Raw genomic sequence first — 26357 nt, forward strand, 5'->3', positions numbered from 1 at the left:
GGCCGCCTCCCGGGCAGGGCGGGGCGGGCCGGTCGGAGCTGTCGGGTTGCCTCTTCGGGCAGCCCTCGATGCGCGGCAGGGCGGCCGTGTGTCCGTTCCCGGTGATCGACGCGGTGGCGAGAATTACCCGCGTCGATTGCGTGCGTCCGCCGGGCGGTCACCTTGCCCGCCGGGGGAACAGCGCCCAGCAGCCAGCAGCCAGCAGCCAGCGTCCAGTAGCCAGCGGTCAGCGGATCGCGTCAGGGCGTCAGTGAGCCAGTGAGTCAGTACGTCACATCAGTCCGTCGCGTCAGTGCATCGCCGTTCAGCCAGGAGCGTGTCGAGGAGAGGGCCCTATGCCGTCGTACCTGTCCCCCGGCGTCTACGTCGAAGAGGTCGAGTCCGGATCCCGGCCGATCGAAGGGGTGGGCACCTCGGTCGCCGCCTTCGTCGGCTTCGCCCAGAAGGGGCCGCTCGACGAGCCGACGCTGATCACCAACTGGAGCCAGTTCGTCGCCACGTTCGGCGACTTCGTCGACGGCGCCTACCTCGCCTCCTCCGTCTACGGCTTCTTCGCCAACGGCGGCGGCATCTGTTACGTCGTACGCATCGGCGACGCCCCCGCCACGGACGGGGAGGGCGCGGACCCTACCGGTGAGCTGCCCGCCGGAGCCGAGGTCCAGGTCGGGCCGTACGCCGTGCGTCCCCGGCCGGGCGTGACCGGCGAGATCACGGTGGAAGTGCTTCCGGTGGAGGGCGACGACCCGCCCGCCGACGTCTTCCAGTTCATCGTGAAGCGGGACGGCCAGGTCGCGGAGACGTACCCCTCCGTCACCACCAAGCGCAGCAAGGAGAACGTCGCCACCCGCGTCAACGCCCGCTCCGAGCTGATCGAGGTACGGGAGTCGGGGCGCGGCGCCGCCCCCGCCCCGCCCGAGCCGCAGGCCGTCACCCTCGCCCCCGCCGCCCCGGCCGCCGGCAGCGCCGGTGCGCTGGCCCCGGAGGCGTACGTCGGTGACACCGACCGCCGCACCGGGCTCGGCGGCCTGGAAGCGGTCGAAGAGGTCACCATGGTCGCGGTCCCGGACCTGATGAGCGCGTACGAGCGTGGGCTGCTGGACCTGGAGTCGGTGATCGCGGTCCAGCAAGGGCTCATCGCCCACTGCGAGTTGATGGGCGACCGCGTCGCGATCCTCGACCCGCCACCCGGCTTCACCCCGCAGCAGATCCGCGGCTGGCGCACCGAGCAGGCCAACTTCGACTCCAAGTACGCCACCCTCTACTACCCGTGGATCAGCGTCGCCGACCCCGCCTCCGGCCGCGCCACCCTCGTACCGCCCAGTGGGCACATCGCCGGGGTGTGGGCCCGCAACGACGACTCGCGCGGGGTGCACAAGGCCCCCGCCAACGAGGTCGTACGCGGAGCCGTCGCGCTGGCGACCCAGCTCACCAAGGGCGAGCACGACCTGCTCAACCCGATCGGGCTGAACTGCATCCGGTCCTTCCCCGGGCGCGGCATCCGGGTGTGGGGCGCGCGCACGCTCGCCTCCGATCCGGCGTGGCGGTACCTGAACGTCCGCCGACTCTTCAACTACCTGGAGGAGTCGATCCTCGCCGGTACCCAGTGGGTGGTCTTCGAGCCCAACGACGACGCGCTCTGGGCCCGTGTCCGGCGCACGGTCTCGGCGTTCCTGGTCAACGAGTGGCGCAAGGGGTCGCTGTTCGGTCTGACGCCCGAGGAGGCGTTCTACGTGAAGTGCGACCGCGAGACCAACCCGCCCGAGAGCATCGACGCCGGCCAGGTCATCTGCGAGATCGGGGTCGCCCCCGTCAAACCGGCCGAGTTCGTCGTGTTCCGGCTCTCCCAGTTGACCGGCGGCGGCGGTGGCAGCGGTGGCATCGACGAGTGACCCGCTGTTCGGCGTCGACGAGTGACAGCCCGTTCGGCACCGATGAGTGACAGTCCGTTCGTCACCGATGAGTGACCGCGTGTTCGGCAGCGCACTCGACAGCCCGTTCCTGAGCCTGGCGTAAGGAGTCTGCTGTGCCACTTCCCGATCTCGACAGTTCCGTCGGGCATTCCTTCGGCCTCGAATTCGACAGCGTCATCATCAAGCAGATCACCGAGGTCAGTGGTCTGAAGATGGAGCAGGACGTCATCGAGCTGAAGCAGAACACCGCCGACGGCAAGTACGCCATCAAGAAGCTGCCGGGCCGCCCCAAGGCCGGTGAGGTCACCGTGACGCGCGGGCTCACCGAGGACAACAGCTTCGAGCGCTGGATCAAGGACTCACGGTTCGGCCGCATGACGAACGCCCGCCGCAACGGCGCCGTCATCGTCTACGACTACGAGGGCCTGCCCATCAAGCGCTACAAGCTCATCAACGCCTGGCCGAAGTCCCTGGAGATCGGCACACTCAAGGCCGGTGACACGTCGGTGCTGACGGAGAAGCTGGCGATCACCTACGAGAGCATGGAACTCGACTGATGCGCCGGTCGGTTCAGTTCCAGAGCCCGGAGCAGGCCGAGGCCGGGCGAGGTGGTGGCGTACGGCAACAGGAGCCGCTGCGTACGGAGTTCGGGTTCGAGCTGCCGCGTGGGTACGTCGACGAGTCCGGGACCGTCCACCGTACGGGCGTCATGCGCCTCGCCACCGCCCGCGACGAGCTGGTCCCCCTGCGGGACGACCGGGTGAGGGAGAACTCGGCCTATCTGTCGGTGGTTCTCATCTCCCGGGTCGTCACGCGCATCGGCACGGTGGAGGACATCCACCCGGGGATCATCGAGGACCTGTTCGCGTCGGACCTGGCCTTCCTCCAGGACTTCTACCGGCGCGTCAACGCCGAGGGTCACACCCGCGCCGCCGTCACCTGTCCGTCGTGCGACGAGGAGTTCGCGGTGAACCTCGCCGGTGGCCGCCTGGGGGAATCGTGACGTACGCGGCCGACCTGCTCTACGAGGAGGTCGCGTACCTCGCCTACCACTTCCACTGGCCGCTGGACGACCTGCTGGACCTGGAACATCCGGAGCGCCTGAAGTTCGTCGCCCAGGTCGCCCGCCTCAACGGGCAGTAGCCGGCGGGCGTGTGAGTTCTATCGTGCAGGGGAGGGGCGAGGATCCATGGGGTTGATGTCCTGGCTGCGGGGTGGCCGTGGCGGCGGCTCTCGCTCCGGCGATGTGCCCGCGTCCGCGTCCGCGCCCGCGGTGGCGGTCGATCGTGGTGACCGGGTTGATGTGAACCGGCTGGAGCCTCTCCGGCGGGTGGTGTCCGGTCAGCAACTGACGGTGCAGCCGGTGGAGTTCGAGGCTTCCCTCGCCACCCGGCAGGACACCGCGCTCGGGAGGCCGCTCGGGCATCTGGTGAGCCCTGACGCGCCGAGCGGGCTCGTCCACGGGGTCGGTGCTCCGGCGGCCCCCTCGCCACCGCCGCCGGTCCCGGCTCAGCGGTCGGTGGAGATGCCGTCGCGGGGGGCGGTGACCCACTTCGGGCGGGGGGCCGGTCCCGAGTCCGTACGCGCGCGCGTGCCGGATGCGTCCGGGGCGGGGGCGGGGTCCGTGTCTGTACCTGTCTCCGCATTCGAACCCGTACCCGTACCCGTACAGCGTCTGTACGGGGATGAGGGCTCGGCCATGACGTCCGCCGCTGGGGCGGAGAGCGGTCTCGGGGGCGTGGACGCGTTGCCCGTACGGCGTCTGGTGGGTGAGCGGCCCGTGGTGGCGGAGCCCCCTGCTCCGGTCCCGCCGCCCGCCCAGGACGCCTCTGGAAGTGTCGGCGTCCAGCGGGCTGCCATGCCTCCGGCGGGGGAGCGGCCCCGGCGGGTGCCTGGGCTCGGTGCGCCGCTGCCCGGTCTGCCGCCGACCGCTCAGCGCCGGGCCGCGACCGGGGAAGGGCCTGCCGCCGCCGCTGAGCCTGCTTCTGCCGGGCCGGATGTTCCTGTCGGCCCTGTCGGCCCTGCCAGTCCTGTTGTTCCTGCCGTGCCTTCCTCCGGTGGCCCGGTTCCCGATGCCGGCCCGGCTGCTTCTGACCTTTCCGATGCCGGGCGGGCAGGGGGAGCCGACGAGCCCACGGCTCCTCTGCTCGGTGACGACCCGTTGATGGGGGACGTGGCACAGAGGTCTCCCGATGCGGGGGGCAGCTCGGGCGGGCCTCGCGAGGGCGGGCCTGTGGCGGCCGGTGACGTCGGGGCTGCCGCTGGTGTTGCCGCCGGGGGGCCCGTCCAGCGATCGGTCGTCCCCTCCGGTTCGTCCACCCCCTCCGGCCCGTCCGGCCCCTTTGACCCCTCCGGCCCGTCCGGCTCTTCCGGCCCCTCCGGCTTCGCCCCCGCCCCGCCCGCGTCGGCCGGCGCCGGGCCCCACGCCCCCCTGCTGGGCGACCGGCCCCTGGTCCCGCAGAACGTCGACGTACAGCGTGCCGCAGGGCCCGCGCCGCACTCGTCCCCGCCCGCCGCCTCGCCCCCCGAGGGCGTCCCGGTCCGGTGGGCCGAGGCGGCGGACATCGGTACGGGGAGGGGCACGGGCTCCGGGTCCGGCCCCGGGGTCTCCCTGGGGCCCGCGCCCCCCTCGTCCGCCCCCGCCGGCAGGCCCCCCTCGCCCCTTCAGCGGCAGGCGGTCGGAGGGCCTCCGGTGCCCGCCTCGGTCGCGCGGCCCCCGGGGCTGGGTTCCGGCAGTGTGCGCGGGATCCCCTCGGCTGGGGCCGTGGCGGTGGCCGCCGGGGTCGCCCAGCGGATGGCCGACGGCAGCGTGGTCTTCGGGTCCCCGCCCTTCGCCGGGGCCTCCCCGCCTTTCCCCGGGACGTCCTCGCCCCCCACCGGGACCTCCCGGCCGGTCGTCCAGCGTGCCGCCGAACTCGCCGAGGAGCCGCCGCCGCCCGAACCCGACCCCGTAACGGAGACGGAACCCGAACCCGATCCCGTACCCGACGGCGACTCCGTGACGGAGGCGGAAGCGTACAGCGGCGCGGGTCCGGCGAAGGACGGCGGTCAGGGGCCGCCGGTCACCGACGAGCTGGTCCGGGCCCTGTACGCCCCGCTCAGCCGGCTCCTCAAGAACGACCTCCGGCTGGAGCGCGAACGCGCCGGGTTCCTCATCAACACCCGTCACTGATCAACTGAGAGGTACGTGTCATGGCCACCGCCCAGGACAGCGACCCCGCCGTCAGCGTCTGCTTCGTCGTGACCATCGACGACATCGAGCTCGGGTCGTTCAACACCTGCGAGGGCCTCGGCTGCGAGGTGGTCCTCGAAACGCGTGAGGAGGGCGGCAACAACGGGCATCTGTGGCAGCTGCCGACCCGGCTGAAGTATTCGAACGTGAAGCTGTCGAGGCCGCTGACCAGGGAGACGGAGAAGGTGGCGCGCTGGTTCGCCACGATGACGACCGGGTTCAGCCGGAAGACCGCGCACATCGAGGCGCGTACGGGTGATGGTCAAAAGGTCGCCCAGTGGGGGCTGTTGGAGGTCGTCCCCGTGCGCTGGACCGGGCCGTCCTTCACGCCCGAGTCGCCCAAGGTCGCGATGGAGACCATCGAGATCGCCCACCACGGTTACGTGATGGAGGGCTGAGCGCGATGAGCGGTGCGGGTCCCATCGCGTTCAGCGCGGCCGGTACGTCGGGGGTGGCCTCGGCGGCGAAGGGCGGCTCCGCGCGGCCCAAGCTGGAGCATGCCTACCTGGAGCTGCGGACCCCGCCGACCGGGGGCGGGCTCACGCCGGGCGGGCCGTGTGGGCGGATCGACTTCCAGTTCAACCCCAAGGAGTTGAGCCTCACCAAGGCGGCCTCCTGGAAGCGGAGCCCGGCGAAGGGGGCGAAGAGTTCGGGGCCGCCGGAGTACCAGGGTTCGCAGCCCAGCAAGCTCACCGTGGAGATGTTCTTCGACGCCAGCGACACCCAGGACACCCGGGTCGTCACGGCGGTGGAGCAACTCTTCGCGTGCTGCGTGCCGACGGACGAGACGCGCCAGCAGCAGCGTTCGTCCCCGCCGTGGGTGGTCTTCCACTGGGGAGGGCTGACCGGCTTTCCCGGATATGTGAGCCAAGTCGCTGCCAAATACACCCTGTTCACGACCTCGGGCGTGCCGATCCGGGCCGTCTGCCAGGTCACGATGGAGGAGATCAGCGGCGAGACCCCGGGCCAGAACCCGACCTCGGGCGCCCTGGCCGCCCGACGTGTCCACCGCGTCGGCTCCGGCGACTCGCTGCCCTCGCTGGCCCACCGGGAGTACGGGGACGCCGGGGCCTGGCGGGTCATCGCCGAGGCGAACGGGATCGACGACCCGATGCGGCTCGCCCCCGGCACCCAGCTTCTGCTGCCCGCCCTGGACGAGCTCGTCCGGCTGAAGGACGCGGCGGGCCGGGAGCGCGAGCCGGCACCGGGGAAGGGGCGCGGCTGATGGCGCAGCAGGGGGTCTCCACCGCGCTGGTGGTCGAGTTCGGCGGTACGCCGCTGCCCGCGAAGTTCGTGAACACGCTGGTCGAGGGCTATGTCGACGACAGCCGTACGCTCCCCGACCTGTTCCTCCTGCGGTTCCGGGACCCGGACCGGGTGCTCCTGGAGCAGGCCGGGCTGAAGATCGGCACCGAGGCCCGGCTGCTGGCCCGCGCGGGCGGTGGTACGGCCCCGGCGCCGCTGCTGGAGGGGGTGGTCACGGCGCTGGAGGTCGAGCTGGACGAGACCGGCACGTTCACCGTCGTACGCGGGCTCGACGAGTCGCACAGGCTGTTCCGGGGGCGCCGGGTGGCCAGCTACCAGAACATGACCCTCGCCGACATCTGCGGCCAGGTCGCCCAGCGTGCCGGGCTGAAGCCGGGGCCGGTCGACATCGCCGGGCCCGTACTGGAGCACATCGCCCAACCCAACATCACCGACTGGGAGTTCGTGCGCGGCCTCGCGGAGGAGGCGGGCGCGCAGGCGTACGTACGGGACGGGCAGCTCCACATCACCAAGCCGGCCGACGCGGGCGGTGCCCCCGACACCTCGGCGCGCGCCGAACGCGACCCGCTCGTCCTGGAGTTGGGGAGCAACCTGCTGCGCTGCCGGGCCGGGGTCTCCGCCGCCGAGCAGGTCTCGGAGGTGGAGGTGCGCGGCTGGGACGTCCAGGCGAAGCAGCCCCTGGTGGGCCGGGCCCCGGCGGGTACGTCGGCGACGCTGGAGCTGGGGGTGACGGCGGCGGAGGTGTCGGCCCCCTTCGGTGAGGCCCGGTTCGTGGTGACCGATGCGGCGTACGGGACGCAGGCGCAGGTCGACCAGGCGGCGAAGGCCCTGGCGGAGCGGATCGCCGGGTCGTTCGCGGAGCTGGAGGCGGTGATCCGGGGGAATCCGGAGGTGCGGGCGGGCAGCGCGGTGGCGCTGAACGCGGTGGGCGCGCCTTTCGAGGGCCGGTACACGGTGACGACCTCGCGCCATGTCTTCGACGCCGTACGCGGGTACGAGACGTGGATCACCGTGTCGGGGCAGCAGGAGCGGTCCCTGTTCGGGCTGACCAACTCCGTTTCCCCTGCTGGTGGTTCGCGGTGTGCGGGGCTGGTCAGCGGGACCGTGACCGACACCCAGGACCCGGAGGGGTCGGGCCGGGTCAAGGTCCGCTTTCCGTGGCTGTCCGACGAGTACGCGAGCGACTGGGCGCGTACGGCCCAGTCCGGCGGTACGGGGGGTGGCGAGGCGTTCATCCCGGAGGTGGGCGACGAGGTGCTGGTCGGCTTCGAGCACGGGCATCTGGACCGGCCGTACGTGCTGGCCGGGCTCTACAACGGGCAGGACCGGCCGGGCGGGGGTTCCTCCGGTGCTGCCGGTGCTGCCGGTGCTTCAGGCGCGCCGGGCGCCCCAGTCGTCCCAGGAGTCCCAGGTGCTTCGGGTGCCTCAGGCGCTGTCGGTGCTGCCGGGGGCGAGGGCGGTGGCGACCTCGTCGACCCCACCAGCGGCGCGGTCAACCGGCGCGCCTTCGCCTCCAGGAGCGGGAACCAGCTGGAGCTGCTCGACGCGGCGAACGGCCCGCAGGGCATCCGGCTCCGGACCGGCGACGGCAAGCTCACCATCGACCTGGACCGCAAGGGCGGCGCGATCGTCATCAACAGTGACGGCAGCGTGACCATCGAGGCGACGGAGCAGGTCTCCATCCGGGCGGCCGACGGGGTCGCCCTGGACGCGGGGCGCGGGGCGCTCGAACTGGGCGGCGACAGCGTCACGTTGACCGCACGCCAGGGCATCTCCCTGGACGGCGGTAACGGCGCGGTCGGGGTCTCCACGGACGGTTCGGTGGAGGTGCGGGGCGGTGAGGTCACGGTCGACGGCACCCGGCGTACGGAGGTCAGGAGCGGCGGTTCGGTGAACATCAACGCGCCGATGGTGAAGCTCAATTGAGGTCGAATCGGCCATAGCGGCCAGGTGACGAGAGGAGCGTGGCACATGTCCCCAGCAGCCCCCGCCGCCCGGGTCGGCGACCCCACCGGCCATCCCGGCACGGTCGCCCCGCCCGGAGTGCCGTCCGTGCTCATCGGCGGGCGGCCCGCCGCCACCGTCGGCACCGCCCACGTGTGCTCCTCGCCCGCCGCCCACCCGCCGTCCGCCATCGCTCCGCCGGGCAGCTCCACGGTCCACATCGGCGGGCAGCCGGCCGCCCGCGTCGGGGACCTGGCGGGATGCGGCTCCCCGGTGGTGGCCGGCTGCGCGACGGTACTGATCGGAAGGTGAGCCGGACCCATGGGACAGCAGTTCATCGGCGCGGGGTGGGCGTTCCCGCCGCGTACGGACGCCACCGGGTCGATCGCCCTGGTGCGCGGCGAGCACGAGCTGGAGGAGTCGATCCGGCTGATCCTGGCGACCTCGCCGGGGGAGCGGCCGATGCGGCCGGAGTTCGGGTGCGCGGTGAACGACTACGTGTTCGCCCCGGCGGACGCGGGGACCGCCGGGCAGCTCGCGTACGAGGTGAGGCTGGCGCTGGAGCGGTGGGAGCCCCGGATCGAGGTGGCCGAGGTGGTCGTCCGGTTCGACGAGGCGGACAACGGCGTCCTCTACATCGACATCGGCTACACCGTGCGCGGCTCGAACGACCCGCGCAACCTCGTCTTCCCCTTCTACGTGATCCCGCAGCACGCGGAGGACGCGGCCGAGACCGAGGAGGCGGGCACATGAGGCCGCCCAACTCACATGAGGGGGCGGACACATGAGGTTGCCCAACTCACCTGAGGCTGCCCGGCCTGCCCGAGGAGGCGGGCACATGAGGCCGCCCCACCCGCACGAGGAGGCGAGGGCGTGACCCTGCCCAGCCCGCATCTGGACGACCGCACCTTCCAGGGCCTGGTCGACGAGGCGAAGCGCCTGGTCCAGCAGCGTTGCCCGGAGTGGACCGACCACAACGTCTCCGACCCCGGGGTGACGCTGATCGAGGCGTTCGCGACCATGGTCGACCAGCTCGTCTACCGGGTGAACCGGGTCCCGGAGAAGAGCTATCTGACCTTCCTCGACCTGATCGGCGTGCAGCTCCACCCGCCGACCGCCGCCCACACCGAGGTGACGTTCCGCCTCTCCGCGCCCCGCCCGGAACCGGTCCTGGTACGCGCCGGCACGGAGGTCGCGACCGTACGTACGGAGACGGAGGAGGCGGTCGTCTTCACCACCTCCGAACCGCTCTCCATCGTGCCGTGCGCCTTCGCCCACCTCGCCACCTGGCCCTCGCCCGGCGAGGCCGTCGACCGGACCGAGGAGCTGACGCTCGGCCGGGACGTGCCCGTCTTCGGGGCGACGCCCGCACCCGGGGACTGCCTGTACGTGGGCCTGTCGGCCGCCGTCCCCGCAGGCGTCCTGGCGCTCCGGCTGGACTGCACGGTGGAGGGCGTCGGCGTCGACCCGGCACGGCCGCCGATCCTCTGGGAGGCCTGGGACGGGACGAGTTGGGCGGTCTGCGAGGTGGAGAAGGACGACACCGGCGGCTTCAACCGCTCCGGTGAACTGATCCTCCATCTGCCGAGGACACATGTCCCGGCGGCCGTCGTGCGCCGGACGGGCGGCTGGCTGCGGTGCCGCCTGATCGAGGCGGAGCCGGGGCAGCCCACGTACATGGCCCCGCCCGTCGTACGGGGCATCACCGCGTTCACCATCGGCGCGACCGTCCACGCCGAGCACTCCGAGACGGTCACCGATGAGGTGCTGGGCCAGGCGGAGGGCGTGCCGGGGCAGGTGTTCCGGCTGGCGCGGCCGCCGGTGGTGCCGGGGGAGTTCGTGGTCGAGGTGACGGACCCGGCCGGTGCCGATGTGGTGACGGGCTCGGACGTCACCCGCTGGACCAGGGTCGACGACTTCGCGCACTCCGGCCCCGAGGACCGGCACGTCACGCTCGACCCGAACTCGGGGCGCGTCGAGTTCGGCCCCGCCGTGCGCGAACGCGACGGCTCCGTACGCCACTACGGCCGCGTCCCGGTCAAGGGCGCCACCGTCCGGGTCCGCTCCTACCGCACGGGCGGCGGGCTGCGCGGGAACGTGGCCCGGTCCACCCTCCGCGTCCTGCGCAGCTCGATCCCGTACGTCGCCCGGGTCGAGAACCGCCGCCCGGCGCTCGGGGGCGTGGACGGGGAGAGCGTGGACAGCGCCCGGGTGCGCGGGCCCATGACCCTGCGCACCCTGCACCGGGCGGTCGTCCCGCACGACTACGAACTCCTCGCCCGCGAGATCGCCCCGGACGCGGCCCGGGTCCACTGCATCAGGGCCGGTACGGAAGCGGGTTCGGGCACGGGCACGGGGGCGGAATCGAGTGATGCGGGCGGGGTCCGGCTCCTCGTCGTCCCCGCCGGGCGCAGCGACGAGCAGGGCCGGATCGAGTTCGACGAGCTGGTCCCGCCCCCGCACACGCTCTCCCTCATCGCGGGCCACCTGGACGCCCGCCGCCCGATCGGTGCCCGGCTGGTCGTCGAGCCGCCGTTCTACCAGGGCGTCACCGTCGTCGCCCGGGTGCAGGCGGAGCGTGGGGCGGTGGCGGAGAAGGTCCGGGAGGCCGCGCTGGCCGCGCTGTACGGGTACTTCAACCCGCTCACCGGAGGCCCGGCCGGCGAGGGCTGGCCGTTCGGCCGGCCGGTCCAGTCGGGCGAGGCGTTCGCGGTGCTCCAGCGGGTGCCGGGGCTGGACCTGGTGGAGGACGTACGGCTCTACCGGGCCGATCCGGTGACCGGCGAGCGGACCGAGGCGACCACGAAGATCCCGCTGGACCCGCACGCGCTGGTCTTCAGCTACGAGCACCAGCTCCGGGTGAGGGGGGCCTGATCCGATGCGTACGAGTGTGGGGGTGGGGGCGGGGGAGGGCGAGGGGACGGGTGCGCGGCAGGGCGTCCCCGGGCTGCCGACCCCGCACCCCCTGATCGACCAGCTGCCCGCCGTCTACCTGGAGCAGGACTTCCTCCAGCGCTTCCTGGCCGCCCTTGACGACGTCCTCGCCCCCGTCCTCCTCTCCATCGACAACCTGCCCGCCCACCTGGACCCGCGCAGCGCCCCGGAGGACTTCCTGGACTGGCTGGCCCAGTGGGTGGCGGTCGAGCCGCACGAGGACAGCCCGCCGGGGGTGCGGAGGGCGGCGGTACGGGGTGCGGTGACCCGGCACGCCCGGCGCGGGACGGTGGGCGGTCTGGCGGAGGCGCTGCGGCTGGAGACCGGTACGGAACCGGAGATCGTCGAGAGCGGCGGCACGGCGTGGTCGGTCCACCCGGGCACGCCGCTGCCGGGCGGGGCGCGGCCCTGGGTGACCGTACGGGTGCGGGCGGGCGGGGGCGCTGGGCGCCGCCCGGTGGACCGGGTGCGGCTGGAGGAGCTGATCGGCACGGAGGTCCCGGCGCACGTGGGGTTCACCTTGGAGCTGCTGGATGCGGGGGCTTCTGGTGGGGGGCTTTCTGGTGGGGGGCGCTCCGGTGGTGGGCCTTCTGGTGGTGGGCGTTCCGGTGAGGGGCCTTCCGGTGGTGGGTCTTCTGGTGAGGGAGGTGGTGCGCGGTGATCTGTGAGGAGTGCGGGCACCGGAACGTGCGGGGCCGGGAGTTCTGCGTGGCGTGCGAGGCGTTTTTGGGGTGGGAGGAGGGGGAGGGGGCGTCTGGGGGGTCTGCTTCTGGTGGGCCTGGTGGGCCTGGTGGGCCTGGTGGGCCTGGTGGGCCTGGTCGGTCTGGGGGGCCTGGGGGGCCTGGGGTGGCTGGGCCGTCTGGGGGTTCTGGGGCGGCTGGGCCGGTGGTGGGGCCTGCTTCTGGTGGGCCTGCGGCTTCTGGCGGGTCTGGGCGCGCGGTCGCGCCTCCGGCGGCGAGTGGGCCTGCGGCTTCGGGTGGGCCTGGGCCCGGGGGTGTGCCTCCGGCTTCGGGTGGGCGTCCGGCTTCGGGTGGGGCTCCGGCTTCCGGCGGGCCTGCGCGCCCTCCTGTAGCTCCGCCCCCGCCCCCGTCCTCGTCCCCACCCTCATCTCCGCCCCCGTCCTCGTCCCCGTCCTCCGGCGCTCCCCCGGCCCCCTCCTGGGCTTCCGGCACGCCCGCGCACGCGCCCCCGTCTGTGACGCCCCCCACGCCCCCGTCCCCAGCCTCCGGTGCGCCCGCGCACGCAACTCCGCCCGCGCCAGCTCCCGTAACACCTCCCGCGCCCCCGTCCGTGACGCCCTCCACGCCCCCCACGCCCCCCGCGCCCCCCTTCGTGACGCCCCCCGCGCCGACGCCCGTGGCGTCACCTGCGCCGATGCCCGTACAGCCTCCCGCGCCCGCCACCCCCGTACCGCCGCCCCCGCGACAGCCGCACCGCCGCCCCCACGCCGCACGACCGGAGGCAGCCGCCCCCCGCCGCCCCGGCGAGGGCCCGCCCGGTCCGGCCCCCGGGCCCGACGCGTGGCCGGACACGGGGCGGCGCCCGTCCACCGCCGAGCAGCCACGCCCCGAGCCCCTCGGCGCGCCGGTCACCTGCCCCAACTGCCGTACGGAGAACGCCCCCGACCGCACCCTCTGCGTCCGCTGCGCCCTCCTCCTGGACCCCGGCCCCGCCCCCACCGCCCGCCCGCCGTGGTGGCGCCGGCTGCTGAGCGGGCGGCGGTCCCGGCCCCGGAAGACGCACGTGGCGGGGACACGGCCGAGGCGTGGGTGGCGGCGGCCGCGGATCGGGCTGCCGGTGGTGCTGATCCTGCTGGCGGTGGGGATCTGGTTCGCGCTGCCGCATCTGTCGGGGCTGTTCGGCTTCGCCAAGCAGGAGACGGGGACGCCGGAGTCCGTGCCGCCCGCCACGTACCGCGCGTCCAGCGAGGCGGGGGAGCACCCGGCGGCCGCCGCGTTCGACGGCTTCAACAACCGTTACTGGGCACCGGAGAAGACCGGGGAAGGGGTCGGGGAGTACCTGGAGTGCGACTTCGCGCAGCCGGTGCGGGTGATGAAGATCGTGGTGTTCTCGGGGACGTCGGCGCGCAAGGACGAGTTCCTCACGCAGGGGCGCCCGGCCCGGCTCACCGTCGAACTGACCTCGAAGGACGGGGAGAAGACCAGCCGGACGCTACGGCTGCGCGACCAGGCGGGCCAGCAGACGTTCGACGTACGGGGTTCGGACACGGTACGGGCGCGGATCACGGTCGACGCGGCGTACGGGTCCGGGGAGGACCGGCGTACGGCGGTGGCGGAGGTGGAGTTCTTCGGGCAGCGGGAGTGAACGCGACCGCCGCACCTGCCGTGCGTGGCCTTACGGACTCAGCCGGTCCGCCCGCGCCCGGCCCGTCCGCTAGTCGTCGATCCCGCCGTCGACGGTCCGGATGAGCACCGGGTACTCGGGCGCCCCGGCCGGCTGCGGACAGCGCGCCACCCGGACGGCGATCTCGGTCACCCTCTCCAGGCTCGCGCAGTCGAGCACCCAGAACCCGGCGAGCAGCTCCTTCGTCTCGCTGTACGGGCCGTCCGAGACCACCGGCCGCCCCTCGGCGTCGAGGCTGACGGCCCGCCCCTGCGCGGGCTCGCGCAGCCCGTACCCGGTCACCAGCTCGCCCGACTCGGCGAGGTCGTCGTTGATCTTCCCCATGTAGGCGAACATCTCCCGCATGGCCTTCTCGTCCCAGGCCGGACTGTCGGGTGACCCCTTGCCGGCCTGCGCCTCGTAGTCCGTCTGGCTGCCCTGGACCATCACCAGATACCTCATGACCGTCGCCTCCTGGCGGCTAGCTCTTCGTTTCCCTGTTTCTCCGCTTGCACAGGGGACGCCGGGGCCGGGCCGGGGTTCTCGACACGACGCGCGGTTCCTTGCGGGATTCACTCCGGGCGCACCCCCGGATTCACCCGCTGGAGGGGTCGGAACGGGACGTTAAGTAAAGTTCGGCAACGTTGCGCCCGCCTACCCACGACCACCTCCCTCGAACGAGGTCTTCCGCCTGTGCCTGCCACTCCTCCCCTTCCCTCTCCCCCTCCTCCGCTCGTGCACCCCGTCTCCGTCGTGGGGATCGGCGCGGACGGCTGGTCCGGGCTGTCCGGCGGGGCGCGGGAGGCGCTGCGGGAGGCGGAGGTGCTGATCGGCGGGGGGCGCCAGCTGGAGCTGCTTCCGCCGGAGTGCGCCGGCGTACGGGTGGGCTGGCCGTCGCCGCTGCGCCCCGCCGTGCCCCGGCTGCTGGCCGAGCACCGGGAGCGCCGGATCGCGGTGCTGGCGAGCGGGGACCCGATGTTCTACGGGATCGGGCGCGCGCTCGCGGAGGAGCTGGGTCCGGAGGGCCTGCACGTGCTGCCGCACCCGTCGTCGGTCTCGTACGCCTGCGCGCGGCTGGGCTGGCCCCTGGAGGAGACGGAGGTCGTGACGCTGGTGGGCCGCCCGGTGGCTCGGCTCGCGGCATCCCTGCACGAGGGCCGCAGGCTGCTGGCCCTGAGCGCGGACGCGAGCACACCGGCCACGGTCGCCGCGCTCCTCACGGCCCACGGCTTCGGCCCGAGCCGGATGCGGGTCCTGGAACAGCTGGGCAGCGAGGCGGAGGCGTACGCGGACGGCACCGCGGAGAGCTGGGCGCACGAGCCCGGGGACCGCCTGAACGTCGTCGCGATCGACTGCCGGGCCTCGGCGGACGCCCTGCGGCTCGGCACGGTCCCGGGCCTGCCGGACGAGGCGTACGAGCACGACGGCCAGCTCACCAAGCGCCACATCAGGGCCGCCACGCTCGGGACTCTGGCGCCCGCGCCCGGGGAACTGCTGTGGGACGTCGGCGGCGGCTCGGGCTCGATCGCGATCGAGTGGATGCGGGCGCACCCGACGTGCCGCGCGGTGAGCGTGGAGCGCGACCCGGTGCGGGCGGAGCGGATCAAGCGGAACGCGGACCGCCTGGGAGTCCCGGGCTTGCAGGTCGTCACGGGCCCGGCCCCCTCGTCCCTGTCCGAACTGGGCGTGCCGGACGCGGTGTTCATCGGCGGCGGCCTGACGGCACCGGGCCTGCTGGACGCGTGCTGGGAGGCGCTGAGGCCCGGGGGCCGGCTGGTCGCGAACACGGTGACGCTGGAGTCGGAGGCGCTGCTGGGGGAGTGGTACCGGGCGTACGGCGGGGAGTTGACCCGGCTGGCGGTCGCGCACGCGGTCCCGGTGGGCGGGTTCACGGGTTGGCGCCAGGCGATGCCGGTGACGCAGTGGTCGGTACGTAAATCCTCAGTCTCAGGAGATCGAACATGACGGTGTACTTCATCGGCGCGGGCCCCGGCGCGGCCGACCTGATCACGGTGCGCGGCGCCCGCCTGCTCGCCGCCAGCCCGGTCTGCCTGTACGCGGGCAGCCTGGTCCCGGTGGAGCTGCTGGCGGAATGCCCGCCGGACGCCCGCCTGATCGACACGGCGAACCTGGACATCGAGCAGATCACCGCGGAGCTCGTACGGGCCCACGCGGACGGCCACGACGTGGCGCGGCTGCACTCGGGCGACCCGTCGGTGTTCAGCGCGGTGAACGAGCAGATGAAGCGCCTGGACGAGGCGGGCGTCCCGTACGAAGTCGTCCCCGGCGTCCCCGCGTTCGCGGCGGCGGCCGCGGCCCTGAAGCGCGAGCTGACGGTCCCGACGGTCGGCCAGACGGTGATCCTGACCCGCATCGCGCAACGAGCCACGGCGATGCCGGAGGGCGAGGACCTGGCCACCCTGGGCCGCAGCGGCGCCCTGATCGTCCTCCACCTGGCGGCCCGCTACGTGGACCGGGTGGTGGAGGAACTGCTCCCGCACTACGGGGCGGACTGCCCGGCGGCGGTGGTCGCGATGGCGTCCCGCCCGGACGAGATCGTGTTGCGGGGGACGTTGGACTCGATCGCGGAGCAGGTGAAGGCGGCGGGGGTGATCAGGACGGCGGTCATCATGGTGGGGCGGACGCTGGGGGCTGAGCAGTTCCGGGACAGCCATCTGTATTCGGTGGGGCGGGACCGGGGCGAGTGCTGACGCGTTGGAATGAATTCTTGGTAGGAACGATTGTTTCCCTTGGTGCGTGCAAGTAGACCATTTTTCAACGCAGTAGAGGCGATCTCCGGTCCATCGCTTTCTCTGAAGCGGGGGCTGGTGAGTAGGTTCTCCAGGTCTTCCTTCGGTCGTTGACGCCGCCCGCTGTCCTTCCCCTGCCACGCCGCCGGAATTTTCCACGAAGAGTGATAGCGTGTGAAAGCATCGGGGGAGAGGAGAAGCCATGCCTCTGACTCTGCAGCCGCAAGCGCATACACGGACGATGAGGTTCCTGTCGCCTTTTTGAGTGCAATTGAAACGGCATTTCGCGCAGTGTCATAGGTGGGCCCCGGGCAGGCGTCCATGTCCTCGTGGACGACGATGCCGATGAACTCACCAGCTTTCAGCCGAGCTTTCCCGCGTGCTTTGTTCACCAGAATGCTCGCCGCTGTTGCAAGTTCGGTGCCGGACTTTTTCCGTAGCCGCACAGGGTCGGTGATCTCGGTGAGAGTGACAGTGGCGGCAAGTGCGGGGTGGGCGGCCTTGATGAAGGAGGCTAACATGCGGCGATCGTTTGAACTCTCTCCTGCAAGCACAACGACCCCCCGGTCGGCTGGTTTGGCTATCCGCCTGCGACTCACAGTTCATCCTCTGTCAAATCGCCACCCAGGACTCCAGAAAACCACAGCTCACCAAGTGGCTGGTCCCCTGTCTCTGCGACAATTTCCAGGATGTCATTCGTTGTCAGGGCGGGGATGATGGATGCCCCGCTTTCGTCACGGTCGCACACGATGAACTCGTGAGGCTCCAACCGGTCGACAAGTGCTGGTGAATGGGTTGCCACGATGAATTGCGTGCGCGCCGATGCCTCTCTCATTCGCTCCACAATGAGTTCAAGAGCTTGCGAGTGTAGGCCATGGTCGATCTCCTCCACGCATGTGAGAGCGGGAGGTTGTGGATCGTAAAGCATGGCCAATAGGCCGAGGAGCCGCACGGTTCCGAACGATGCATCGGCGAGGGGAGTGGTCCGACGCAAACCGCGTTCGCGGAGCACCACCGCAAGCCGGTCAGCGAATCCTCCGACCTGTTCAAATTCGATGGATTCCAATTGTGGGAGAATCCGTCGAGCATCTTGCGAGAGTTGTTCCCAGCGCTCTTCGTTGGTGCTGAGCTGGATCAGAAAAGCAGCTAGGTTCTTGGCGTGAGGCTCCAAATTGCCAGACCTGATGGAGTGCGTGCGCGTCGGCTGGCGGGCAGCCGTAACGTCTACATCGAAAACTCTGAAGGATGACAAGCGGTCGGCGACTCTCGTCACTTCTTCGCCACCATCCGATCGTCCCAAGCGAGGTAGAGTGGAGAGTCCACTGCTCAGCCGTTGAATTCCGAACTTGCCGCCATCGGATTCACGTCCAGCCCTCTTTTCAACGACACGGGCTTCGCCGCCGGAGATAGTGATACGGCGGCCTCGCCCTTGAGTGCGCTTGAACTGAAAGCTCTCTTGGCGTGACAGAGTGTAGGAGTCTCGATTTCCCGGGGTAGACCGTCGACGGATGGTCAATGAGTATTCGTCCGGAGCCTTTACGCTCGCATGTGTCGTCCAGTCTGCCTTAAGTCGGATTGCCATCGAGGTCGGCGGTTTTTCGCCTCCCCAGAATGCGACCTCATCGAATCCACCGCGCTCGTCCAGTGCGGGCTGGAGGTCTGTCCGAATGATCGCCGCAAGGAAGTCGAACACTTTGAGTACGTTCGACTTGCCGACTCCGTTAGGGCCTACCAGGACCGTGAGCGGTCCGAGCGGGATGGTCACGTCACGGAGGCTACGGAAGTTCTCGACGTGTAGTTCTAGCAGGCGGCCAGGCATGGGATGAACCTATCGGGTAGCAGATCGTCGGGTGACGTAAATGCTCTGAGTGAGGCGGTGTTCAGCCTGATGTGCTCTGAGGCGCTGCAGATCGATCGGAGAGCTGCGGTGCTGATCTATCATAGAGGGTCACTCTCAGTGTCTATTGGTCGGGAACTTGTTCGAGCGATCTCTCCTGCAACGTTCTTACCCGCAACCCCCGCAGCGAGTGATGGTGGTGGCGACTTTTCAGGACGCACTGGTCGGTAGTGCAGCGTAGACCGTCAGGCTGACACCTCGGTCTCGCGGCTCCGTTGAAACCCTGCACGGGGAGCGACACCGGATGCTGACCAGTGATCTGCCGCTGGGTAGGGCGCGGTCGGCCTGTGGGGATTCCGAGACGTCGGCTCGCGTAGAAGGTGCCCGGGGCTGCGGGAAGCCAGCCGCCCACCTGTCCGACAGGTCTTGAGGAAGGCGCTCGCCGTCGAGGAGACCGTGGGGAAGGGCCAGCTTCAGCCTTGCATTCCTCGCTATATTCTCCCTCGCGTCACCTGCCAGGGAGGCCGACCCGGTCGGAGAAGGAGTCCCGCAGAAGTGGGGCCGCCCGCTCTTGCAGGCAGGCGGTGACGGAGTTGGCCTTCCAGCTCCCGCCGCCGTAGTTGGAGTTCCAGCGGCGGGCGTCGTCGGCGGCCTCGCGGAGTTCGTCGAGGTCCGCGCGTCCGACCTGGTGGTCGCCGCTGTTGTGCGCTGTCTCGGCGGCGAGGGTGACGAGACAGCGGGTGACTGGAGTAGGGAACGCGGACACGGCGAAGCCGGGTGCACCTGTCGTAAGGAAGTCGCGGCGGTTCACGGAGCCGCAGAACGAAGTGCGACGCCGATGGCTTCGGCGGGATCCTGCGGGAGATCCAACCCCACGGTGGCGTCCGTCGCCTCCGCATCGGCCATACCGATTTCGGCGAGGCTCACAGGACGCCCCAGCCGTTCGCCGATGGCCGGGCGGGGCGCCGGGGGAGAAAGGGTGCTTTTCAGCGGGTACAGGTGGGGCGTGATCAACGACCTGGCCTGGACTGCGTTTCTTCCTTCCGCCGCACTGCTGGCCGCGACGCCCGGCGCCAACCAGCTGCTCGTCTTTCGCAACGGTCTGCGGCACGGCGTGCGGCCCGCGGTCGGGGCGACGCTGGGGCGGTTCACCGCGTTCGCCCTCATGGTGGTGGCTGTGGCGGCGGGGCTGGGGGCCGTGCTGACCGCCTCCGCGGTGGCGTTCAACGCGGTGAAGTGGTGCGGCGTCGCCTACCTCCTCTGGCTCGGGGCACGCACGATCGTCACCGCTTGGCGTACGGGGCCTGGGCAGAGGCGGACGGTGGGGTCCGACAGCGTGCGGCCGGCGACGGAGGGCGTGGGGCCGGAGGGGGTGGCGACGGAGGGCGTCGAGACGGAGAGCGTGGAGCCGGAGGGGGTGGAGACGGAGAGTGTGGGGCCGGAGGGGGTGGAGACGGAGAGTGTGGAGACGGACGGTGGAGGGCGGGGGGCGTGGGTTCTGGCTCGGCAGGAGTTTCTGGTGGCGGCTTCCAACCCGAAGGCGTTCATCCTCTTCGCGGTCTTCCTCCCTCAGTTCCTGCCCGGCGGCGCCGAGCATGTCGCTGTGCCCCTGTTGGTCCTCGGCGCCGCCTATATCGGCGTGGAGTTCTGCTGCGCGATCGGGTACGCCGCCGTCGGCGGGGTGCTGAAGCGCCGGGGCGGCGGTGTCGGCCGGTCCCGTCGCCTGCTGGACACCTTCACCGGCGTGGCGATGGTGGGGCTGGCCGGCTGGCTTGCGACGGAGAACCGGTGAGATCGAGTCGGCCGGTCCGCGCCAGCCGGATATGGGCAGGGGCAGGGATGGGTGGCTCCCGGGCTGTGGCTACCCCCGCCCCACCACCACCCCCGCCCGGTCGATGCAGATCACGTCCACCTCCACCGGGGCGCCCCGCAGCACCGCCAGGGCCTCGTCGCGGGCTCGCGACGCCACCAGGTCGCCCAGCGGGACCCCCGCCGCCTCGCAGAGGCGCAGTGCCTCCAGGCCCGTGTTGGCCGTGGCGATCCGGGTGGCCAGTTCCTCGGCCGCGCCGCCCTCGCGGGCCAGGTCCGCCAGGAAGGGCTTGTCGACCTGGGAGCGGGCCGAGTGGAGGTCCAGGTGGCCTGCGGCCAGTTTGGAGAGCTTCGCGAAGCCTCCGCAGATCGTGAGGCGGGCGATCGGGTGGCGGCGTACGTACTTGAGGACCGCGCCCGCGAAGTCGCCCATGTCCAGGAGGGCTATGTCCGGCAGGCCGTACTCCGCGGCCACCGTCTTCTCCGACGTCGAGCCCGTGCAGCCCGCCACGTGCGTCAGGCCCGCTGCCCTTGCCACGTCCACGCCCCGGCGGATCGAGTCGATCCAGGCCGAGCAGGAGTACGGGACGACCACCCCCGTCGTGCCCAGGATCGACAGGCCGCCCAGGATCCCCAGCCGGCCGTTCCACGTCGAGCGGGCGATCTCCTCGCCGTGGTCCACCGAGACCGTCACCTCCACGTCCCCCGGCTCCCCGTGCGCCGCCGCCACCCGCTCCACGTGTTCGCGCATCAGCCGGCGCGGCACCGGGTTCACCGCCGGCTGGCCCACGTCCAGGGGCAGGCCGGGCAGGGTCACCGTGCCCACCCCCGGGCCCGCCCGGAACACCACCCCGGAGCCCGGCGGCAGCCTCCGTACCGTCGCCCTCACCAGCGCCCCGTGCGTCACGTCCGGGTCGTCCCCCGCGTCCTTCACCACCCCGGCGCTCGCCCGCCCGGCCGCCAGCTCCTCCACCGCCAGCGCGAACGCCGGTGTCTGGCCCCTCGGCAGCGTGATGCTCACCGGGTCCGGGAAGTCGCCGGTCAGCAGGGCCGTGTACGCGGCCGTCGTCGCCGCCGTCGCACAGGCACCGGTCGTCCAGCCGGGGCGCAGGCCGGTGTGCTTGAGTTGGGCCTCGCGGCCGCCCCCGGGTCCGGTGCCTGCTGCGGCCCGCGCCCCGCCGGCCGTTCCCCGCGCCTCAGCGTTCATGAGAAGAGTCCGTTCCGATGCCTGTGCATGTTCTTGTTCTGGGGGGTACCACCGAGGCGCGCCTGCTGGCCGAGCGCCTCGCCGGTGACCCGCGCGTGCGCGTCACCACCTCGCTCGCCGGGCGCGTGGCCGCTCCCCGACTGCCGCCCGGTGACGTACGGGTCGGTGGGTTCGGGGGGCCCGACGGGCTCGCGGAGTGGGTACGTGACCATCAGGTCGACGCGCTGGTCGATGCCACCCACCCCTTCGCCGCCACCATGAGCCGCAACGCCGCCCTGGCCGCCGCGCGAGCCCATGTTCCTCTGCTCGTCCTCCGCCGGCCCGGCTGGGTGGCCCAGGACGGTGACCGCTGGCACTCTGTCGCGTCGCTCGCCGAGGCCGCCGGGCTGCTGCCCGCACTCGGTGAGCGGGTCTTCCTCACCACCGGGCGGATGGGGCTCGCCGCCTTCGCCGAACTCCCTTCCCTGTGGTTCCTCGTGCGGTCCGTCGACGCGCCGGAGCCGCCCTGCCCGCAGAGGATGGAAGTCCTGCTGGACCGGGGGCCGTTCGATCTCGACGGCGAGCGGGCGCTCATCCGGCGCCACCGCCTCGACGTGCTCGTCACCAAGGACAGCGGGGGCGACGCCACCGCCCCCAAGCTCACCGCCGCCCGCGAGGCCGGGATTCCCGTCGTCGTGGTCCGGCGGCCACCGGTTCCCGAGGGAGTACCGGTGGCCCCTACGCCCGACGAGGCCCTGGAGTGGGTCGTACGGAAGCTCTAGGTCCTGATCCGCCGGACATGCTCTAGGCCTCCGGGTAGCGGCGCGGCGTCCACACGATGGACCGGCCCGACGCGCCCCGCCGCACCCAGCGCGTCTGCGACGAGCCCACGATCAGCAGCGTCCGCATGTCCACCTCCGCCGGGTCGACGTCCGCCAGCCGTACCGTCCGTACGCTCTCCGCCGGGCCGCCCACGTCCCGGGCCAGCACGACCGGGGTGTCCGCGGAGCGGTGCTCCAGGAGCAGGTCGCGGGCCTTGCCCACCTGCCACGTACGGGACTTGGAGCCCGGGTTGTACAGGGCCAGCACCAGGTCCGCCGAGGCCGCCGCGCGCAGGCGTTCCGCGATGACCTCCCACGGCTTGAGGCGGTCCGAGAGGGAGATCGTGGCGTAGTCGTGGCCCAACGGTGCGCCGGCGCGCGCCGCCGCCGCGTTGGCCGCGGTGACCCCGGGCAGGACCCGTACGGGAAGGTCCGCGTACTCCTCCTGCGAGGCCGCCTCCAGCACCGCCGTCGCCATCGCGAAGACCCCGGGGTCGCCGCCGGACACGACCGCGACGCGGTGGCCCCGGCGGGCCAGGTCGAGCGCGAACTCCGCCCGCTCCGACTCCACCTTGTTGTCCGAGCCGTGCCGCGCCTGGCCGGGGCGGACCGGGACCCGGTCCAGGTAGGTGGTGTAGCCGACCAGCGCGTCGGCCGCCGCCAGCGCGCCCCGCGTCTCGGGCGTCAGCCACAGCGGGCCCGCCGGGCCTGTGCCGACCACGACGACCTCCCCACGGGCGGAAGCCGAAGGCCTCGGCGCGTCCACACGGCTCGGCAGCACCGCCACCGAGAAGTACGGGACCGACGCCGGGTCGATGTCCGCCAGGTCGCCCGTGCGCTCGCCGGCCATCGTCGCCCGCTCCACGTACCGCGCCTCCGCCAGCCGCCCCGACGCCTCGAACGCGCCGCGCACCGCCGGGAACGTACGCCCCAGCTTCATCACCACCGCCGTGTCCGTGGCGGCGAGACGGGCCGTCAGCTCCTCCTCCGGCAGCGTGCCGGGCAGGATCGTGAGGATCTCCTCGCCTTCGACGAGGGGGGTGCCGAGGCGGGCCGCCGCCGCGCTGACCGAGGTGACGCCCGGGACGACCTCGGTGGCGTACCGGTCGGCCAGGCGCTTGTGCATGTGCATGTACGAGCCGTAGAACATCGGGTCGCCCTCTGCGAGGACCGCCACCGTCCGGCCCGCGTCCAGGTGCGCCGCCAGGCGGGCCGCGGCCTTCTCGTAGAACTCCTCCAACGCGCCCCGGTAGCCGCCCGGGTGGTCCGTGGTCTCCGTCGTGACGGGGTAGACCAGGGCCTCCTCGACGTGGTCGGGGCGCAGGTGGGCCGCGGCGATGGATCGGGCGATCGAGCGGCCGTGGCGGGCGCTGTGGTACGCGATGACGTCGGCCTCGCCGATGGCCTGGACGGCCCGGAGCGTCATGAGGTTCGGGTCGCCGGGGCCGAGTCCGACGCCGTAGAGCTTGCCGGGGCCGGGGCCGGGGCCGGGGCTGGTGTCGGGGCTGGTCCCGGTGTCGGTGGCGGGGGCGGTGTCAGTGCTGGTCCCGGTCACGGTTCCGGTTCCGGTTCCGGTCACGGTGTCGGTCCCGACGCCGACGCCGTCGCCCGTGTTGTTCTCGGTCACTGGGGAGGTCACTACTCTTCCTCGCTGGCTATGGCGTTGAGGGCGGCCGCCGCTATCGCGCTGCCGCCGCGCCGGCCCCGCACGATCAGGTGCTCCAGCCCCGACGCGTGCTCGGCCAGGGCCTCCTTGGACTCGGCCGCGCCGACGAAGCCGACCGGGACGCCGATGACGGCGGCCGGGCGCGGGGCGCCCTCCTCGATCATCTCCAGCAGGCGGAACAGGGCGGTCGGGGCGTTGCCGACCGCGACCACCGCACCCTCCATACGGTCCCGCCACAGCTCCAGGGCCGCCGCGCTGCGGGTCGTGCCCATCTTCGCGGCCAGCTCCGGCACGGACGGGTCGGACAGCGTGCACACCACGTCGTTGTCGGCCGGCAGCCGCTTGCGCGTGACCCCACTGGCCACCATCGCCACATCGCAGAGGATCGGGGCGCCGGAGCGCAGGGCCGCGCGGGCGTCGGCCACGGCGTTCGGCGAGAAGGCGAGGTCGCGTACGAGGTCGACCATGCCGCAGGCGTGGATCATCCGGACGGCGACCTGGCTGACGTCGGCGGGCAGCCCGGCGAGATCCGCCTCCGCGCGGATGGTGGCGAAGGACTGGCGGTAGATCGCCGGTCCGTCCTTCTCGTACTGGTGCACAGTGCTGTCGCTTTCTTCTGCCGATGTGTGGGGAGAGGTCTCTCAGCGAGAGGTCTTTGAGCCGAGGGGGCCTTGAGCCGAGGGGTCTTTCAGGCTGGAGGTCTTTCAGGCGCGGGCCGCGGTGACCGCTGCCGCCAGTGCCGCCGAGTCGTTGAGTACGGTCGTTGTTCCCGGGTCCGGTCCCGGTTCCGGTTCCGGTCCTGGTTCCGGTCCTGGTTCCGGCCCAGGTCCAGGTCCAGGTGCCGTTCCTGTCCCTGTCCCTGGTCCCGTTCCTGTTCCCGGTGGGTCCCGGCGCTCCCCCCGTACGTGGGAGATCCGGTGTCCGTCGGGTGTGGCGACCACGTCGATCCACTCCCCGTGGGGGTGGCCGCAGCGGCGTTCGCACCCGGACCAGTACACAGGTAGCCGCCCGGGTGTTCCGACAGCGGCCCCCGCCTCGGCCCGTACGTCGGACAGCGACTTCGCGCAGCCGGGGTGGCCGATGCAGGCGCCGACGCCGGTCCAGGGGGAGTCGGGGGCGGTGATCAGCCCGGCCGCGTCCAGGGCGCGGAGCGCCTCCGCCGCCTCGTCCTGTCCAGGTCCGAAGGGGCCGGGGACGACGACCCCGCGCCACGGGGTGAGCCGCAGCTCGCCGCCGTACCGCCTGGCCGTCTCCGTGAGCAGCCGCCACTGGGTGGGGGTGAGCCGCCCCAGCGGTACGTCGGTGCTGATCGCGGTCGTGGTGGTGGTCGCGCCCGTGGTCGCGGAGCTGTGCGGGCCGGGTGCCGGGGCCGTCGCCGTACGCGGGCGGGGGCGGCGTACGGGCGGGCCCGCCGCCGCTGACCTGGTGGTGCGGACCACCTCGGCCCGTACGTCGTCGGGCAGGTCCTTCACGCGCCAGGCGCCGGAGTCGCGGGCGGCGCGGAGGAACTCCTCGGCGGCCAGGAGCGCCGCGCGCGGGGCCTCGGCGGCAGGCACCCGGAACACCTCGTCCTCGGCCCCGACCCGCAGCAGGGCCCCCGCGCCCTCCGCGATCAGCGTCACGTCCGCCCCCAGCGCGTCCACGTCACCCCGCCCGTCGTCCAGGGCGAAGAGGAAGCGGCCGGAGAGCGAGGCGGCGGCCGGCGAACCGCACACCAGCCGGTCCAGCTCGGTCAGCCAGGGCCGGAGCGAGGGCGAACCGTCCAGGCCGGCCAGGGGCGAGGCCACGATGTTGCGGGCCCGCTCGTGTGCGGCGGAGGGCAGGAGGCCGGCGGCCGTGAGCAGGGCCGCGAGCTCGCCGCCGCACTCCGTACCGAGGCCGCGCAGTTGTACGTTGCCCCGCGAGGTGAGATGCAGCTCACCGTCCCCGAACCGGCCGGCCGCCGCCAGCAGGGCGTCCGCCTGGTCCGCGTTGAGCACGCCGCCGGGGACGCGTACGCGGGCCAGTGCGCCGTCGTCGGCCCGGTGCAGCCGCAGCGTTCCCGGGCAGGCGTCGCCGCCGGCGCGGGGGGAGGCGCCGCCCGTGGAAAGGGGCGAGGGGGCGGAATCGGGCATGGCGGCGAGCATACCGACCGGGCCGGTGCCATCGGCGGGCCCGCACCTGTGAGGTGCGGGACAGGGGCCTGCCGGGCTGTGCGACAGGAGCCTGTCGGTCTGCGGGACAGGAGCCTGTCGGTCTGTGGGGCAGGAGCCTGCCGGTCTGCGAGACAGGGGCCTGTCGGCGTGTGGAGCAGAAGCCCGTCCAGCCGGGGGCAGCGAATCAGGGGCACCCGCCCCGTCCCGCCCCACCCCCGCCCCCAAACAGTGATCACCACCGCACCCCCGCCCCCTGCCCCGCCCCACCTCCGCCGCTTAGGATGCAGACGGTGGTCCGTTCAGGCCGCCATCGCCAGACGGCGACAGGGGAGGAAGCCCGGTGAGATTCCGGCGCGGTCCCGCCACTGTGAGCCCGGCCGCCACCACCGGCCGGGCGAGTCAGGAACTCCCTTCCCCGAGCGCCCGGTTTCCGCCGGGCGCAGCGCACGGCTTCCGGGCCGGCGCGGGGAGACCCCTCCGACACCGCCCGGGGCGTGGACACCCCGAGGAAGGCCTGACGCAGC

General features: G+C 72.4%; 23 protein-coding genes, 1 pseudogene and 1 riboswitch. Of the genes and pseudogenes, 17 read left to right on the plus strand and 7 right to left on the minus strand.

Annotated features, from left to right (window positions below):
* Positions 1-335: 335 nt before the first annotated feature.
* The 13 genes and pseudogenes from AB0917_RS02585 to AB0917_RS02645 all read left to right on the plus strand — a co-directional run bounded on the left by AB0917_RS02585 (position 336) and on the right by AB0917_RS02645 (position 13611).
* A complete protein-coding gene (locus tag AB0917_RS02585; RefSeq protein WP_366817599.1) occupies positions 336-1889 on the plus strand; it encodes a phage tail sheath subtilisin-like domain-containing protein in 1554 nt (517 codons plus the stop codon).
* Between the two features lie 134 nt (positions 1890-2023).
* Complete coding sequence (locus AB0917_RS02590) at positions 2024-2467, plus strand: phage tail protein (RefSeq protein ID WP_018488498.1); 444 nt, start codon at positions 2024-2026, stop codon at positions 2465-2467.
* Positions 2467-2913, plus strand: a complete 447-nt coding sequence (locus AB0917_RS02595; protein ID WP_366817600.1) for a hypothetical protein — start codon at positions 2467-2469, stop codon at positions 2911-2913. Before AB0917_RS02590 ends, AB0917_RS02595 begins: the two co-directional genes overlap by 1 nt.
* Positions 2910-3053, plus strand: coding sequence for a DUF6760 family protein (locus AB0917_RS02600; protein WP_018099790.1), 144 nt, complete (start codon positions 2910-2912; stop codon positions 3051-3053). Before AB0917_RS02595 ends, AB0917_RS02600 begins: the two co-directional genes overlap by 4 nt.
* A 1621-nt stretch (positions 3054-4674) precedes the next feature.
* A complete protein-coding gene (locus AB0917_RS02605) occupies positions 4675-5082 on the plus strand; it encodes a hypothetical protein (protein WP_366817601.1) in 408 nt (135 codons plus the stop codon).
* 20 nt (positions 5083-5102) lie between these two features.
* Positions 5103-5540 carry a phage tail protein gene (locus AB0917_RS02610; protein ID WP_018488496.1) on the plus strand — a complete coding sequence of 146 codons (438 nt, stop codon included), beginning with the start codon at positions 5103-5105 and terminating at the stop codon, positions 5538-5540.
* Between the two features lie 5 nt (positions 5541-5545).
* Positions 5546-6367: a LysM peptidoglycan-binding domain-containing protein gene (locus tag AB0917_RS02615; protein WP_366817602.1), complete on the plus strand. Its 822-nt coding sequence runs from the start codon at positions 5546-5548 to the stop codon at positions 6365-6367.
* Positions 6367-8334, plus strand: a complete 1968-nt coding sequence (locus AB0917_RS02620; RefSeq protein ID WP_366817603.1) for a VgrG-related protein — start codon at positions 6367-6369, stop codon at positions 8332-8334. Before AB0917_RS02615 ends, AB0917_RS02620 begins: the two co-directional genes overlap by 1 nt.
* A gap of 45 nt (positions 8335-8379) precedes the next feature.
* On the plus strand, positions 8380-8664 hold the full coding sequence (locus AB0917_RS02625) for a PAAR domain-containing protein (RefSeq protein WP_366817604.1): 285 nt from the start codon (positions 8380-8382) through the stop codon (positions 8662-8664).
* A 9-nt stretch (positions 8665-8673) separates the two neighbouring features.
* Complete coding sequence (locus AB0917_RS02630) at positions 8674-9105, plus strand: GPW/gp25 family protein (RefSeq protein WP_366817605.1); 432 nt, start codon at positions 8674-8676, stop codon at positions 9103-9105.
* A 120-nt stretch (positions 9106-9225) separates the two neighbouring features.
* A complete protein-coding gene (locus AB0917_RS02635) occupies positions 9226-11226 on the plus strand; it encodes a putative baseplate assembly protein (RefSeq protein ID WP_366817606.1) in 2001 nt (666 codons plus the stop codon).
* Positions 11227-11230: 4 nt separating this feature from the next.
* A pseudogene (locus tag AB0917_RS02640) lies at positions 11231-11818 on the plus strand (phage tail protein); the annotation flags it as partial.
* A gap of 842 nt (positions 11819-12660) precedes the next feature.
* Positions 12661-13611 carry a discoidin domain-containing protein gene (locus AB0917_RS02645; protein WP_366817607.1) on the plus strand — a complete coding sequence of 317 codons (951 nt, stop codon included), beginning with the start codon at positions 12661-12663 and terminating at the stop codon, positions 13609-13611.
* Positions 13612-13680: 69 nt separating this feature from the next.
* On the opposite strand, the gene AB0917_RS02650 is transcribed toward AB0917_RS02645, so the two are convergent.
* Complete coding sequence (locus tag AB0917_RS02650) at positions 13681-14091, minus strand: YciI family protein (protein ID WP_366817608.1); 411 nt, start codon at positions 14089-14091, stop codon at positions 13681-13683.
* A 273-nt stretch (positions 14092-14364) separates the two neighbouring features.
* Here AB0917_RS02650 and cbiE point away from each other — a divergent pair, with 273 nt between their 5' ends.
* Both cbiE and cobM read left to right on the plus strand, forming a co-directional pair.
* Positions 14365-15594 carry a precorrin-6y C5,15-methyltransferase (decarboxylating) subunit CbiE gene (gene cbiE / locus AB0917_RS02655; RefSeq protein WP_366817610.1) on the plus strand — a complete coding sequence of 410 codons (1230 nt, stop codon included), beginning with the start codon at positions 14365-14367 and terminating at the stop codon, positions 15592-15594.
* Positions 15591-16340 carry a precorrin-4 C(11)-methyltransferase gene (cobM, locus tag AB0917_RS02660; protein WP_366817611.1) on the plus strand — a complete coding sequence of 250 codons (750 nt, stop codon included), beginning with the start codon at positions 15591-15593 and terminating at the stop codon, positions 16338-16340. The genes cbiE and cobM overlap by 4 nt, the downstream gene beginning before the upstream one ends.
* A 634-nt stretch (positions 16341-16974) precedes the next feature.
* Here cobM and AB0917_RS02665 read toward each other — a convergent pair.
* Both AB0917_RS02665 and AB0917_RS02670 read right to left on the minus strand, forming a co-directional pair.
* Entirely contained in the window at positions 16975-18198 is a 1224-nt protein-coding gene (locus AB0917_RS02665) for an AAA family ATPase (protein ID WP_366817612.1), read from the minus strand.
* A 526-nt stretch (positions 18199-18724) separates the two neighbouring features.
* Complete coding sequence (locus tag AB0917_RS02670; protein WP_366817613.1) at positions 18725-18982, minus strand: hypothetical protein; 258 nt, start codon at positions 18980-18982, stop codon at positions 18725-18727.
* Between the two features lie 240 nt (positions 18983-19222).
* Between AB0917_RS02670 and AB0917_RS02675 the strand changes: the two genes are divergently transcribed.
* The gene (locus tag AB0917_RS02675; RefSeq protein WP_366817614.1) at positions 19223-20008 is read left to right on the plus strand and encodes a LysE family translocator; all 786 of its coding nucleotides are present in this window, start codon (positions 19223-19225) and stop codon (positions 20006-20008) included.
* A gap of 69 nt (positions 20009-20077) precedes the next feature.
* Here AB0917_RS02675 and AB0917_RS02680 read toward each other — a convergent pair whose 3' ends face one another.
* Complete coding sequence (locus AB0917_RS02680) at positions 20078-21232, minus strand: cobalt-precorrin-5B (C(1))-methyltransferase (protein WP_366817615.1); 1155 nt, start codon at positions 21230-21232, stop codon at positions 20078-20080.
* Positions 21233-21249: 17 nt separating this feature from the next.
* On the opposite strand from AB0917_RS02680, the gene AB0917_RS02685 reads away from it, so the two are divergent.
* A complete protein-coding gene (locus AB0917_RS02685) occupies positions 21250-21993 on the plus strand; it encodes a cobalt-precorrin-6A reductase (protein WP_366817616.1) in 744 nt (247 codons plus the stop codon).
* A 22-nt stretch (positions 21994-22015) separates the two neighbouring features.
* On the opposite strand, the gene AB0917_RS02690 is transcribed toward AB0917_RS02685, so the two are convergent.
* From AB0917_RS02690 to cobG, 3 genes are all read right to left on the minus strand, one after another.
* The gene (locus AB0917_RS02690; protein ID WP_366817617.1) at positions 22016-23671 is read right to left on the minus strand and encodes a precorrin-2 C(20)-methyltransferase; all 1656 of its coding nucleotides are present in this window, start codon (positions 23669-23671) and stop codon (positions 22016-22018) included.
* Complete coding sequence (locus AB0917_RS02695) at positions 23671-24297, minus strand: precorrin-8X methylmutase (RefSeq protein WP_366817618.1); 627 nt, start codon at positions 24295-24297, stop codon at positions 23671-23673. The genes AB0917_RS02690 and AB0917_RS02695 overlap by 1 nt, the downstream gene beginning before the upstream one ends.
* 105 nt (positions 24298-24402) lie before the next feature.
* Positions 24403-25824 carry a precorrin-3B synthase gene (gene cobG / locus AB0917_RS02700; protein WP_366817619.1) on the minus strand — a complete coding sequence of 474 codons (1422 nt, stop codon included), beginning with the start codon at positions 25822-25824 and terminating at the stop codon, positions 24403-24405.
* Between the two features lie 338 nt (positions 25825-26162).
* A riboswitch (cobalamin riboswitch) is annotated at positions 26163-26242 on the plus strand.
* Positions 26243-26357: the final 115 nt, after the last annotated feature.

This window comes from Streptomyces sp. NPDC007346 (assembly GCF_040703535.1).
Taxonomy (GTDB): domain Bacteria; phylum Actinomycetota; class Actinomycetes; order Streptomycetales; family Streptomycetaceae; genus Streptomyces.